The organism is Sphingorhabdus lutea (assembly GCF_001889025.1).
In the GTDB taxonomy this organism is placed as follows: domain Bacteria; phylum Pseudomonadota; class Alphaproteobacteria; order Sphingomonadales; family Sphingomonadaceae; genus Sphingorhabdus_B; species Sphingorhabdus_B lutea.
Genome location: NZ_CP018154.1, coordinates 450,185 through 462,774, shown reverse-complemented (window position 1 = coordinate 462,774; position 12,590 = coordinate 450,185). Strand labels below are relative to the sequence as shown.

Below are 12,590 nucleotides of genomic sequence, written 5' to 3'. Positions count from 1 at the left end.
CGCCTTAACATTGCGGCCTTTATTATCGCTTTTATGGGTCTATTTATATTCGTTCTATTTATATTGTGGTTTCGTGTCCAAATAGGCCATTTGGCGGTTCATATCAAATAACGCGCCCTTTTTTATGCCAAATGCGATGCTGCGATTGGGGAAATCCACCTCCACCTGATCAAAAATACGAAGCGCATCCATGCCCAATAATATGGTGGGTTTATTTTCCAAACCCAATGCTTGAAAAATATAGCTTTCGGCAAAAAATATAGGCAAATCCTGAATCTCCAACCGTCCAATATTGATTGATTTTAATTTGCCAATATTGCCGATCAATTGATCGCCGGTCACGCTGTTCACAGCCACCGGTAAATATTCCATTTTACGATGCCCGCGCGACAGGCGTTTAAACAAAGCGCTGTTCCCAATGCTCATTTGTGCGCCAGTATCAATGATTAAATTAACCCGCAAATCGCCAATTTTGGCATCGCTTAAAATTAACCGTCCCGCCTTGCGCCGCGCGGTCACCACAATCGCCCCATCAATGGATGATTTATTGCGCGATTTTACCAAGGATGGCCGCACAAACATCTCATTGGTTTTAAAATCCATCAAAATGCTATGATCTTCTAAACTATCAATCCCTAATAGGCCGGACGCGCCCAAATTTCGCGCCAATAGCGCGGGCGCCTCTATCCCCGACACTGAAATGCTATCCGTGCTAATATCATCCAACATAAAACTGGCCACATCTTCACGGCCCGTCACCGTAGCCAAAGTTAATTGTGGCCCATCTTCCAATGACAATGCCTTGCCCAATTCCTTGGCAATAACGGTGCGTTCTGAACCTGTATCAACAATGAAGGGAAAAGGGCCTTGTTCATTTATTTTGACCTGCACCGTCATTCGGTTGCTTTTATCCAACGAAAATGCCTGTTTCAGGCTTTCATTGGAAAATTCCTCCAATGCGCATTGGTCCGCAACCTTGCGGTCAAACAAATGTTCCAAACAATTTATCGGCGATGTCGGCCTATCGGGTGCATTATTTTGCACAATTACATCCCGCTTAACTATATTATCTGTCATGTGCGCGGATAAAATTGCAGGCATGATAAACATCCCCACTGCGCTTATTCTATATATGCTTTTAATATATTTATACATGCTCCTTACCTCTCCGCATATAGTATATACTAAAATACATCATTCCCAAATAGCACAGATAAAAGCACCTATGGCATCATGGCAATGTCACCAAGCGATTGAGATTCAATCAATAACGTATCTTCGGTATTTTTTTGCATCACATTTTCGCGGCCAATCATTGCCAATAATGGCACGGCAAGTGGGCTGATCCTATCCAAATCCACCTGCACCAATATGTTGGCGGCGCGGTCCATTAAATCACCCAATCGACCAATATCGGTCATCCTTAACCGCGCATCTGCCCATGCGGCCTGCATCAATAAATGATCGGGTTCATATTTTTTCAGCACATCATAAATTAAATCGGTCGAAAATGTCACCTGCCGCCCGCTTTTTCTTTTGCCAGGATGTTGCCGCTCCACAAGGCCGCTTATCACCGCAACCTCGCGAAAGGCACGTTTTAATAAATAGCTATTTTCAATCCAATCGGTAAATTCCTCATCCAAAATATCAGGTGAAAATAAAGGCTTTACATCGTCCACATGGCGCACCGACCAAATAAGCAAAGCATAATCATTGGCCAAAAACCCCATGGGCATATATCCCATATTTTCCATCCGGCGGGTCAATAACATCCCCAATGATTGATGCGCATTCCACCCTTCAAAGGGGTAAATTGCCAAATAATGAAGATTATTTAACGGAAAATTTTCCACCAATAACTCATCGGGCTGTGGCAATTTGCTGCGCTGTCCCTGCATTTTCAGCCATAGCCGCACATCATCAGGAAGTCTTGACCAGCCATTGCTATCAACCAACATTTCGCGCACCCGCGCCGCCAAATGGGTAGTCAGCGGCAGGCGTGCGCCCATGTAACTAGGTATTGATGCAGCCCTTGTCGCGGCCCTTACCAATAAATCCAAATCCTTTATCGAAATAACCTCCAACGCCAATCCAGCAAAAACAAAGCAATCACCAGGGCAAAGCGCGGCGGCAAAATTTTCCTCCACCTTGCCCAATGAACGGCCATTTTTGAACCGCACATTTAGCATTGGCAAATCAACAATTGTTCCGGCATTTAACCGATATGTCGCTGCATATTTGGGATGGGACAACCGCCAAAGCCCATCCTGCTGAACCAATTTACAATATTTATCATATGCCCGTAACGCATAGCCCCCCGTCGCCACATATTGCAGCACATTGGAAAATTGTTCGGCATCAATATTGCGATATGGCATGGCCGTGCACACCATTTGATGTGCCTGCTTCTCATCAAATGGGCCGGCGCTGGCCAATCCTAAAATAAATTGCGCCAATACATCCAACCCGCCGGGCCGAAATTCCTCGCTATCCTGCACCCCTTCATTCACCGCATCAAATGCCGCCAATGTTTCCAAATATTCAAAACGATTGCCCGGCACCAATATGGCGCGTGATGGTTCATCCATCCGGTGGTTTGATCGACCTATTCTCTGCAATAATCGACTGCTGCCCTTTGGTGCGCCCATTTGGATAACACAATCAACATCGCCCCAATCCACCCCTAAATCTAGGCTGGATGTGCAAACCAGCGCGCGCAATTTACCTTGTGCCATTGCGCCCTCCACCTTTTGCCTTGCCTCAAAAGACAATGACCCATGATGCAGGCCAATGGGCAAATTTTTATCATTATGCTCCCATAATTTCTGAAAGGTAAATTCCGCCAAAAAACGCGTGTTACAAAATATTAAACTGGTATTATTTTGTTCAATTTCCCTCAATATTTGTGGCACGGCATAATTGCCGCTATGCCCCGCCCATGGCATTTCATTTTCAGGCAACATAATCGACAATTGCGGCGCGGCGGCGCTTTCCCCCTGCACCAACATGACGTCGTCTGCCCGTGCATTGGGGGACAGCCATTGTTGATATTGAACCGGATTTTCTATTGTCGCGGAAAGGGCCACTCGCTGACATTTGGGGGCAATTTGGCTTAACCTTGCCAGCGAAAGCGCCAATAAATCGCCGCGTTTTGAATTGGCAAAGGCATGCACCTCATCAATGATAATCCGGCGCACATCGCACAACATATCCACGCTTTCGGGATAGGATAAAAGCAAAGATAGCGATTCCGGCGTGGTCAGCAATATATGCGGCGGCTTGACCCTTTGCCGTGCCTTTCGCGCGGATGACGTGTCGCCCGTGCGGGTTTCAACATATATGTCCAATCCCATTTCATTGATGGGGTGCAACAAATTACGTTCCACATCCACCGCCAATGCCTTTAATGGCGACACATAAATGCTATGCAATCCATCAAAAGGCGTGTCGATTAAATCAGCTAAAGTTGGCAAAAATCCGGCAAGCGTTTTGCCCGCCCCTGTTGATGCGACCAATAAAGCATGTTGACCCTGTTCAGCCGCCTTTGCCATTTCATATTGATGCCGCCTTATGCGCCATCCGCGCTGTCCAAACCATTGGTTGATAATCGGGGGGAAAATATATTTGTTCACCCCGCCAATATAGGCCGCGCAGTTAAATGTGAAAGGGAGCTATTTTTTATGGGCGAACCAAATAACATGTTTCGCACCCTTGCCATTGGTGCGCGCGGTGACCCGCACTTCATCCACATCAAAATGCGCCCGTTCCAAACGGCGTTTGAACACAGGGTCCGGTGCGGCCGACCATATGGCCAAAATCCCCCCTTCGTTCAGTGCCAAATGCGCGGCGTTCAGGCCAGTTTTGGAATAAAGCCCGTCATTTTCCTGTCTTGTTAAACCATCCGGGCCATTATCCACATCCAATAAAATGGCATCATATTTGCGGCCATCAAATGGCGCATCGTCAATAATATTGCCGACATCCCCCATGGACAGCTCAACACGGGGATCATCCAAACATCCATTGGTGATATGCGCCATTGGCCCTTTTGCCCATTTAATAATTTGCGGGACAAGCTCGGCCACACGTATTTTGGCATCGCTGCCCAATTTGGCCAATGCAGCGCGCAGGGTAAATCCCATGCCATAGCCGCCAATTAAAATTTTGGGATTATTGATGGCAAGCCGCTCTATCGTCATTTCGGCCAGCGCAATTTCCGACCCGTTCATCCGGCTGCTCATCAATTCATTGCGGTCCAGCACAATCATAAAATCATCGCCGCGCTGAAATAAACGAAGCTCATCCCCGCCGGGGATATTTGCTGTATCAATTAAAATGCGGGGAATCATAAGGCGGCCTTAAATAAAATGGGGTGTGTTAAATGCCGCCATAGCATCAACCCACCCCATTGTCAGCACATGCTGTTCATCAAAAATCAGTTAATGCCCCACAGTTTCGCCGCGTTGCAACCCGCTTTGCGCCAATTGATCGTCAATTTGTGCCAATAATCGCACCAATCCTTCCTCGCTGGACGCTTCGGCCCGCGCGACCAGCACATCTTGCGTATTGGATGCGCGAAGCAACCACCAACCATCGGGCGTATTAACCCGCGCACCATCTGTATTATTCACATCTGCGCCATCGGCGGATAATCGTGCCAGAACCTCATCAATCACCGCAAATTTGCGGGTTTCATCCACCTGAAACCGCATTTCTGGCGTGTTAATCATTTCCTTCATCTCGCCGCGCAATTTGGTGACATCCTTGCCCAAATTATGCGCCGCACGCATCAAACGGACCGCGGCATATAATGCATCGTCAAATCCATAATAATGATCGGCAAAAAAGATATGGCCGCTCATCTCTCCGGCAAGTGGTGAAGAAATTTGCTTCATTTTGGATTTAATCAAGCTATGCCCTGTTTTCCACATAATAGGAATTCCGCCAAGATCGCTGACCCGGTCAAATAATGCCTGTGATGCCTTAACATCGGCGATGACCGCCGCACCCGGCCGTTCTGCCAACATATCGGCGGCAAAAATTTGCAGCAATTGATCACCCCAAATAACACGGCCCTCGCCATCAATTGCGCCAATACGGTCGCCATCGCCATCAAAAGCTAATCCAAAGTCGAGATTTTTCGCCGCGACAAGCGCCTTTAAATCGGCCAGATTTTTTTCCTCAGTCGGATCGGGATGATGATTTGGAAAATCCCCGTCAATATTGGTGAAAAGAGTATGATGTTCCCCTGGAATAAGCTTAATCAATTTTTCAATAACCGGTCCGGCTGCGCCATTTCCGGCATCCCAGCCGATGCGGTATCCTCTGGTCGGGGCCGCATCGGCAATCCGCGCGACATATTGATCCATCATATCGACACGCTCAACACTGCCCGTGCCATCGTCCCACGCACCCTGCGCGGCCATTGCCCCCAATAATTGGATATCCTCACCAAAAAAGGGTCGGCCCATGAAAACCATTTTGAAACCATTATAATTGGCGGGATTATGGCTGCCGGTTATTTGAATGCCGCCATCGACATCATCAAATATTGCCTCAGCATAATATAACATGGGCGTAGGGCCAAGGCCGACCGATTTTGCATCGGCGCCCGCATCGTTAATTCCTTGTATCAACGCGGCCTCCAACATGGGGGAGCTGTGCCGGCCATCATATCCCACTGCAACACAAACCTTGCTATCCTTGCCCTTTTCACGGCGCAGCAAAGTGGCAAATCCTCGGCCAATGGCATAGGCATCTTCCTCGCCCAACGTCTCGCCAACTATGCCTCTTATATCATATTCTCTTAATGAACTTGGGTGAAAATCATGGGTCATGATTAAAATCCGCCTCTTCTCTTGAAATTTATAGGGGAATTAGTGCAATATGCTTAACAATTCCATACCAAGGGAATAAACGGTTAATTATCAAGTTTTTTTAGGCTGTTTTTATGAAACCAATATGGTGCGATTAAAGCGGCCGGTAAACCCAATATCCACATGCCTTTTAATAAGAGCAAGATGCTGAACAATCCCAATATAATGGGCGCAATTTGTTCTTTACGAATATATCCAAAATATACGCCCAATAATATGGATATAAGGATAATAATCGCAATGATAGGCATGTTTTAGTTCCATTTAATGATGGCTTTGGCCTGATTATGTGGCGACCTATGCCATTTTTTTCAGATTAAGCCCCGAAACCAATTCGCGCAACTCCTGCCGCGCAATAATATGGGTAGTGCCCAATTGGCCCAAATGCCCCTTATCCAATAAAGTCAGGCCAGATGGAAATAATTCACGGTAAATCACCCGCTCATTAAGCCCGGAAATGCTCCGAAAGCCGACCCTTTTGGACAATTCACTTATCGCGCCGGACATGCGATGTTGGTTGCGGGCATCCACGCTGGTCAAACGGTTACGCAGCACCACCCAATCAATGGTGACCCCGTCGCTTAATGCCCGTTTTTTGCGCGCTTCAAAAATCATTTCGGCATAAAAACTTAATCTTTTAACCTTGAAATTCTCGGCATCCACTTGGCCGATAAGGTCAAAATCAACAAAACTATCGTTCATCGGCGTGACCAAACTATGCGCCTGTGTTGCCACCATTCGCGCCAATGGATCATCGCGCCCCGGCGTGTCGATTAAGATAAAATCATATAAGGGCGTTTTTTCATCGATTAATTTTTGCAATTCCCCCTCATCAGTTGAACCAAAGACCGCAAAATCAGGAATGGGCAGATCAATCTCGCGCCGTTTAATTGTTTCCCCACGATTTTCCAAATATCGGCCCAAAGTCGCCTGTCGCGCATCAAGGTCGATACAAAAAACCTTTGCCCCTTGATAAGCCAGCGCCACCGCAACATGCACCGCCGTGGTTGATTTACCTGTCCCGCCCTTTTCATTGGCAAAAATGATTTTATGTGCGCCGCCGATATTATTGGCCATGATATAAATTTACCCCTGTTACATTTTATGATGCGGCATTAGCGCAGGAAGATGCTTGCAGCAATTGGGGATATGCTATTAAATCGCCAACAAATTGAAATTGACACAAAATAGGACGATATAATGCAGATTGTCGAGACATTGGATTTATTACGCAGCGCGGTTGGTGATTTAGAGCCGGATAATAAATTGGCCCTGCCGAAACTGGCTTTAGTCCCCACCATGGGCGCATTGCATGAGGGGCATTTAACATTGGTGCGAGAGGCAAAAAAAATGGCCCAAAATGTTGCTGTGTCAATTTTTGTTAACCCAACTCAATTTGGACCAAATGAGGATTTAGACGCCTATCCCCGCCCAAGGGACAATGACATCGCCCTGTTAAAAAAGGAAGGAGTTGATATTTTATGGGCGCCAAGGGTGGAGGAAGTATATCGAAAAGGTTGGGCCACGCGTGTTAAAATGACCGGCCTGTCCGATGAGCATGATGGCGCCGCACGGCCCGGCCATTTTGATGGCGTGGCCTTAATTGTTGCCAAATTATTTAATCAGGTGCAGCCCAATATCGCGCTGTTCGGGGAAAAGGATTTTCAACAATTGGCCGTCATAAGGCGAATGGCGATTGATTTGGATTTCAACATTGAAATTATCGGCGTGCCAACGGTGCGCGATGCCGATGGATTGGCATTATCATCCCGCAATACATATTTATCAAAGGATGAACGCGCCAATGCCCCGGCATTATATGCCGCATTGCAACAATTAAGGACGGATATATTATCAGGTGCAAATATTGCTAAAGCAATTGAAAAAGCGAAATTATCTGTAAAATCCTCTGGCTTTGGTGCTATCGATTATATCAGCGTCATTGACGCCATGACGCTTCATCATCTGAATATAAAACAAGATGCGCCCATGCGGATTATCGCCGCCGCCTTCATGGGCAAAACGCGGTTAATCGACAATATTGGCGTTTAATCGTTTAACCATCGACATGCTGTATTATTGGGTTGATACAGTATCTAATCTTGTTTAGATTATGATGATTAAATAAATATGGGAAGATTTTATGCTATTAGCGATTGTTGGAATTATTGGCATGCTTGTCGATTTGGTGGTTTTTATCATCATTGTGCAAATGGTCATCAGCCTGTTATTGGCATTTAATGTTATCAGCCAATCCAATGAATTTGTTCGCGGCCTATATCATGCGTTAAACGCCATATTGGACCCTGTATTACAACCCATAAGAAAAATCCTGCCCGATACGGGGATGATTGATTTATCACCCATTGTGCTTATCTTTGGTATGAAAGCAGTTCAAATGTTGCTAATCGGTGTTGCGACTTCAACGGGCGGCATATAAATCGCCCAAATAGGGTGATTATGAGTAATTTGAATCAAAATAATAATATGGGCGGCGCTATTATTGATAGCATAATTATTGATGGGAAGGCTTTTGCTGCAATTTTGCGTGAAAAAGTGGCCAGCCATGTGCCCGCATTCACATCCGCCACGGGCCGCGCGCCCGGTTTGGCGGTTATATTAGTGGGCGATGATCCGGCCAGCAATGTTTATGTCGCATCAAAGCATAAGGCGACAATCGCGGCGGGAATGCAAAGTTTCGAACATCGCCTGCCCGCCACGGCCACCCAAAATCAGTTAATTGATTTGGTCCAAAAATTAAACGCAGATGAAAATGTCGACGGCATATTGGTGCAGCTCCCCTTGCCTGGTGGAATGGATGATAAGGCGGTTATTGCCGCGATAAATCCCGAAAAGGATGTAGATGGTTTTCATGTTGTCAATGCAGGTAAATTGGCAGTGGGCGAGGATGCACTTGTCCCCTGCACCCCATTGGGTTGCCTGATGTTATTAAAAGATCGCATGGGTGATTTATCGGGGCAAGAGGCGGTGATTATTGGCCGATCCAATATTGTCGGCAAACCCATGGCGCAATTATTGTTAAATGAAAATTGCACCGTGACTTTGGCACATAGCCGCACCCGCGATTTGGAAAATGTGGTGCGCCGCGCCGATATTGTTGTCGCCGCCGTTGGCCGCGCCGAAATGGTAAAGGGCAGCTGGTTAAAACCCGGCGCTGTTGTCATTGATGTGGGGATTAACCGCCTTGCCCCCGCCGATGGCGAGGCAAAGGGCCGTTTGGTGGGTGATGTTGACTTTGCCGAGGCCGCGCCATTATCACGTGCCATCACCCCCGTTCCGGGCGGGGTTGGGCCAATGACCATTGCCTGTTTATTGCGAAATTGCTTGGTTGCGGCCTATCGCCGGGCCGGATTAACCCAGCCAAAGGATATATAATGCGCATATTCACCATCGCCGCCTTATCATTGGCCCTTGCCGCTTGTGCAGGGCCAAATGCGCATAATGGGGGGCAACGCGCCCCAATTTTCAGCGTGAACCCCAGCGGCGTTTTGGCATTGGATATTGCGCAAAGCCGCAGAGCAAAAGAGGATGGCGCATGGGCGGCATTAAAAAAAGACGCCGATGATGACGCAATTTTATTCATTCCCGAACCGGTAAATGCAAAAAAATATTTATCCGAAATGGGCAAAGGCCCGCAAAATGTAAAATGGCAACCGCATCAAATTTTCATGTCATGCGATGGACGCAGCGCGGTCACCACGGGCGCGATTCAATGGGGTGAAAAACATGGTTATTATTCGACCATTTGGCAATATAAGGAACGAAGCCCCGGCAATGGTCAATGGTATTGGACATTAACGCACAGCGCCCCATTGGACACGCCGCGCCCCGCGCCCGAATTATTACAAACTAAAATCGCAAAATGCGCCGAAAAACCACCTGTGATGATAAATGCCCCTGCCGAGGGTGTCGAAATGAAACAGGGGTTGTCACGCGACCAAACATTAAGCTGGATTTGGCAATTTAACCCCGACAAATCGCATATTTTAATTGCGAATATATGGAATGGCGAAAGCTGGGAAAATATTTTGATGGATAATATAAGGGCAGACAAAAAATGATGGAGCTTTTCCTTTCGGCGTTCATCACATTTTTTGTGATAATCGACCCGCCAGGCTGCGCCCCCATTTATGCCAGCATCACCACCGATGCAAGCGCAGCACAGCGCAAATCAATGGCCATTCGCGCGGTTATTGTGGCAACCATTATCTTGGTTGTTTTTGGCCTTTTTGGCGAAGATTTGCTCCGCGCCTTGGGGATTAGCTTAGATGCTTTTCGCATTGCCGGCGGTATCATGCTGTTCTTAATTGCATTGGAAATGGTGTTTGAAAAACGCACCGAACGGCGCGAGGCACGGGCACAGGAAATAATCGAAACGCCAGAGGTGGAGGATGTCTCCGTCTTTCCCATGGCCATGCCGATGATTGCCGGACCTGGTTCAATTGCGACATTGATGTTGTTGATGAGTAAAAATCAGGGGCTGCAGGCTTCATTGGTGATTTTTGGTGCAATGGGGCTTGTCCTCATCATCACATTATTGGCTTTATTGGCCGCTGGACCGTTGATGCGGTTAATGGGTGCAAAAATAGAGGCTGTTATCACCCGCATATTGGGTGTGTTATTGGCCGCATTGGCAGCGCAAATTGTGGTCGATGGAATCAGGGAAAGTTTTATGGGATAGAGTGATAAACTACTCTATCCTTTTATCTTTATTGCAGGGTGACGATTTTCTCATCGCCATCATGCCGCCCGTAAAATTGCATTAATTGAACCAATAATTCGCATCTTTTGGCCATGCCGTCCACTTCCAACAATGCCTGTTTCGCCGCCATGTCAAATGGCGCAATTTGGGCAATGGCGTTGACCAATGTGTGATCATCCAATTTAATAACCGATTCCCAATCCACCTTATAACCTTGAGCTTCGGCGAATTTGCGTCCCTCCATCTCCAATGCGGCACGTTCGCCCAATGATAATAATTCACTGGCTTCTTTTTCGCTCCACAATGCCGCCTCTATTTGGCGAAATGCGGTGGTGACGTCCAATTCCTTTACCACAGTAAAACGCTGCACCCCTTCCAACACAATATTATATCGGCCATCCTCCATCGCCTCTACATCGGCAATGCGGCCCACCGTACCAATGGTGAATAATTGGGGCTGTTTTTTGCCATGGGCGTCGGCCTTGCTATGCTGATCAACGGTAATTTCCTGTGGTTGAATTAAACCGATTAACCTGTCCTTTGCCAATGCTTGGCCCACCATATCACGATATCGTGGTTCAAAAATATGCAACGGAATTTGCATAGAGGGAAATAATATCACCCCTGATAATGGAAATATGGGAAGCTTAATATGGGTCATCCAAATAATATCGCCGATAATGCGCGGCGGCGATGGGCAACCCATTCATCCTCCAAGCCAATAATTTCAAAACATTCCAGTAATTTTTTACGCGCTATACCGTCCTGCCATTCTCTATCTGTCGCTATCATGGATAATAAAATATCCGCCGCTTCGTCTCTTTGCGTGCCATTGGTTAATCCTGACGCCATTAAGGCTGTGGCCAAATTTAACTTCGCCTCCTGATCCTCTGGCTTATCCAATACCGCGCCACGCAGCGCGTTTAATTCAGTTGGGTCAACCTTATTTTTTGCCATTTCAATTGCCGAACCTGCCTTTGCAATGGCGGGATGCTTGGCCAAATCATCGGGCAAAGCAGATAACATTTCCGCCGCCTTGTCCACTTCTTCTTGCGCAACCATAGCGCGCAATAACAGCCCAATTGCGTCTGGATTTTCCCGCTCCTCACCCAATATTTCGGCCGATATTTGATATGCCGTCATGGCGTCCCCCGCCGATAGAGCGGCCTCCGCCTGCTCAGTCAATGCGCCAATATCCAATTTATGGGCATCCGCCCCGCCCTGAATAGAATATTTCTCCAATAATTGGTCCAACATGGCGGATAATTGCGCCTCCGTTCGGGCCTGGGTTAAATCGGCCACTGGCTGCCCTTGATACATGGCATAAACGGTGGGAATGGAGCGCACCTGAAATTGCGATGCGATAAATCCATCCTCGTCCACATTCACCTTGACCAAGACAACACCCTTATCGGCATAATCCGCCGCTACTTTTTCCAAAACAGGGATTAATTGCTTACATGGTCCGCACCATTCGGCCCAAAAATCAAGGATGACCAATTTTTCCATTGACGGCGCAACCACATTGTTGCGAAAATTGTCCACGGCCTTTTGCTCTTCGGTTGTTAACGCCTGGCTTGCCAAAATATCTCTCCGTTCAAAATGCTAAATAGGGCTGCTTTGACGCTATAACTATATATGTCATGGATATAAAGACCGCTATTTTTATATAAATTATGATTGGTTATTAAGTAGGAACTATTTTCAAAAAACCAAGTTTATGGAAGCTTTTCGATAAAAAATAAAAAGTTTTTATAAAAAGTCACTTTAAGGGCTTGCAGGGTTATGAATCCGGTGCTAACTGCCCCTTCACCCGATGTGAAGGAACAGAATCACATCCGCCAGAGCGGGCGTAGCTCAGGGGTAGAGCACAACCTTGCCAAGGTTGGGGTCGAGGGTTCGAATCCCTTCGCCCGCTCCAGTTTTCTTGTTTAATGACAAGTTTTCCTCTAAATTTCTCATCATAATTCACTTATCAAAGATTATTATAT

The 12,590-nt window shown here is 46.9% G+C and carries 13 protein-coding genes and 1 tRNA gene; 6 read left to right on the top strand and 8 right to left on the bottom strand.

Annotation, left to right across the window (positions count from 1 at the left end; all coding sequences use genetic code 11):
• Window positions 1–54: 54 nt before the first annotated feature.
• The 6 genes from LPB140_RS02295 to LPB140_RS02270 all read right to left on the bottom strand — a co-directional run bounded on the left by LPB140_RS02295 (window position 55) and on the right by LPB140_RS02270 (window position 6,953).
• Entirely contained in the window at window positions 55–1,077 is a 1,023-nt protein-coding gene (locus LPB140_RS02295) for a retroviral-like aspartic protease family protein (RefSeq protein WP_198024143.1), read from the bottom strand.
• 146 nt (window positions 1,078–1,223) lie between these two features.
• Window positions 1,224–3,632 (bottom strand): ligase-associated DNA damage response DEXH box helicase, encoded by a 2,409-nt coding sequence (locus tag LPB140_RS02290; RefSeq protein WP_072558495.1) that lies wholly within the window; start codon window positions 3,630–3,632, stop codon window positions 1,224–1,226.
• 39 nt (window positions 3,633–3,671) lie between these two features.
• On the bottom strand, window positions 3,672–4,349 hold the full coding sequence (locus LPB140_RS02285) for a polyamine aminopropyltransferase (protein ID WP_072558494.1): 678 nt from the start codon (window positions 4,347–4,349) through the stop codon (window positions 3,672–3,674).
• Window positions 4,350–4,439: 90 nt separating this feature from the next.
• Window positions 4,440–5,837: a phosphoglucomutase/phosphomannomutase PgmG gene (gene pgmG, locus LPB140_RS02280; protein WP_072558493.1), complete on the bottom strand. Its 1,398-nt coding sequence runs from the start codon at window positions 5,835–5,837 to the stop codon at window positions 4,440–4,442.
• An 83-nt stretch (window positions 5,838–5,920) separates the two neighbouring features.
• Window positions 5,921–6,127 (bottom strand): hypothetical protein, encoded by a 207-nt coding sequence (locus tag LPB140_RS02275; protein WP_072558492.1) that lies wholly within the window; start codon window positions 6,125–6,127, stop codon window positions 5,921–5,923.
• Between the two features lie 46 nt (window positions 6,128–6,173).
• Entirely contained in the window at window positions 6,174–6,953 is a 780-nt protein-coding gene (locus LPB140_RS02270) for a division plane positioning ATPase MipZ (protein WP_072558491.1), read from the bottom strand.
• Between the two features lie 123 nt (window positions 6,954–7,076).
• On the opposite strand from LPB140_RS02270, the gene panC reads away from it, so the two are divergent.
• The 5 genes from panC (at window position 7,077) to LPB140_RS02245 (ending at window position 10,578) form a co-directional block, all read left to right on the top strand.
• Window positions 7,077–7,928: a pantoate--beta-alanine ligase gene (gene panC / locus LPB140_RS02265; RefSeq protein ID WP_072558490.1), complete on the top strand. Its 852-nt coding sequence runs from the start codon at window positions 7,077–7,079 to the stop codon at window positions 7,926–7,928.
• Window positions 7,929–8,019: 91 nt separating this feature from the next.
• Window positions 8,020–8,316: a YggT family protein gene (locus LPB140_RS02260; protein ID WP_072558489.1), complete on the top strand. Its 297-nt coding sequence runs from the start codon at window positions 8,020–8,022 to the stop codon at window positions 8,314–8,316.
• Window positions 8,317–8,363: 47 nt separating this feature from the next.
• Window positions 8,364–9,272 carry a bifunctional methylenetetrahydrofolate dehydrogenase/methenyltetrahydrofolate cyclohydrolase FolD gene (gene folD / locus LPB140_RS02255; protein ID WP_072560161.1) on the top strand — a complete coding sequence of 303 codons (909 nt, stop codon included), beginning with the start codon at window positions 8,364–8,366 and terminating at the stop codon, window positions 9,270–9,272.
• Window positions 9,272–9,958 carry a hypothetical protein gene (locus tag LPB140_RS02250; protein ID WP_072558488.1) on the top strand — a complete coding sequence of 229 codons (687 nt, stop codon included), beginning with the start codon at window positions 9,272–9,274 and terminating at the stop codon, window positions 9,956–9,958. Before folD ends, LPB140_RS02250 begins: the two co-directional genes overlap by 1 nt.
• Window positions 9,955–10,578: a MarC family protein gene (locus tag LPB140_RS02245; RefSeq protein WP_072558487.1), complete on the top strand. Its 624-nt coding sequence runs from the start codon at window positions 9,955–9,957 to the stop codon at window positions 10,576–10,578. Before LPB140_RS02250 ends, LPB140_RS02245 begins: the two co-directional genes overlap by 4 nt.
• Window positions 10,579–10,606: 28 nt before the next feature.
• On the opposite strand, the gene LPB140_RS02240 is transcribed toward LPB140_RS02245, so the two are convergent.
• Both LPB140_RS02240 and LPB140_RS02235 read right to left on the bottom strand, forming a co-directional pair.
• Complete coding sequence (locus tag LPB140_RS02240) at window positions 10,607–11,260, bottom strand: LON peptidase substrate-binding domain-containing protein (RefSeq protein WP_072560159.1); 654 nt, start codon at window positions 11,258–11,260, stop codon at window positions 10,607–10,609.
• A complete protein-coding gene (locus tag LPB140_RS02235) occupies window positions 11,257–12,183 on the bottom strand; it encodes a tetratricopeptide repeat protein (protein ID WP_072558486.1) in 927 nt (308 codons plus the stop codon). Before LPB140_RS02235 ends, LPB140_RS02240 begins: the two co-directional genes overlap by 4 nt.
• A 262-nt stretch (window positions 12,184–12,445) precedes the next feature.
• Here LPB140_RS02235 and LPB140_RS02230 point away from each other — a divergent pair.
• Window positions 12,446–12,520 (top strand) — tRNA-Gly (locus LPB140_RS02230).
• Window positions 12,521–12,590 lie beyond the last annotated feature (70 nt).

Coding starts and splice junctions, on each gene's coding strand:
- LPB140_RS02250 (WP_072558488.1), top strand. CDS start 9,272: ATGCGCATATTCACCATCGCCGCCTTATCATTGGCCCTTGCCGCTTGT.
- LPB140_RS02275 (WP_072558492.1), bottom strand. CDS start 6,127: ATGCCTATCATTGCGATTATTATCCTTATATCCATATTATTGGGCGTA.
- LPB140_RS02270 (WP_072558491.1), bottom strand. CDS start 6,953: ATGGCCAATAATATCGGCGGCGCACATAAAATCATTTTTGCCAATGAA.
- LPB140_RS02295 (WP_198024143.1), bottom strand. CDS start 1,077: ATGACAGATAATATAGTTAAGCGGGATGTAATTGTGCAAAATAATGCA.
- pgmG (WP_072558493.1), bottom strand. CDS start 5,837: ATGACCCATGATTTTCACCCAAGTTCATTAAGAGAATATGATATAAGA.
- LPB140_RS02245 (WP_072558487.1), top strand. CDS start 9,955: ATGATGGAGCTTTTCCTTTCGGCGTTCATCACATTTTTTGTGATAATC.
- folD (WP_072560161.1), top strand. CDS start 8,364: ATGGGCGGCGCTATTATTGATAGCATAATTATTGATGGGAAGGCTTTT.
- panC (WP_072558490.1), top strand. CDS start 7,077: ATGCAGATTGTCGAGACATTGGATTTATTACGCAGCGCGGTTGGTGAT.
- LPB140_RS02260 (WP_072558489.1), top strand. CDS start 8,020: ATGCTATTAGCGATTGTTGGAATTATTGGCATGCTTGTCGATTTGGTG.
- LPB140_RS02285 (WP_072558494.1), bottom strand. CDS start 4,349: ATGATTCCCCGCATTTTAATTGATACAGCAAATATCCCCGGCGGGGAT.
- LPB140_RS02240 (WP_072560159.1), bottom strand. CDS start 11,260: ATGACCCATATTAAGCTTCCCATATTTCCATTATCAGGGGTGATATTA.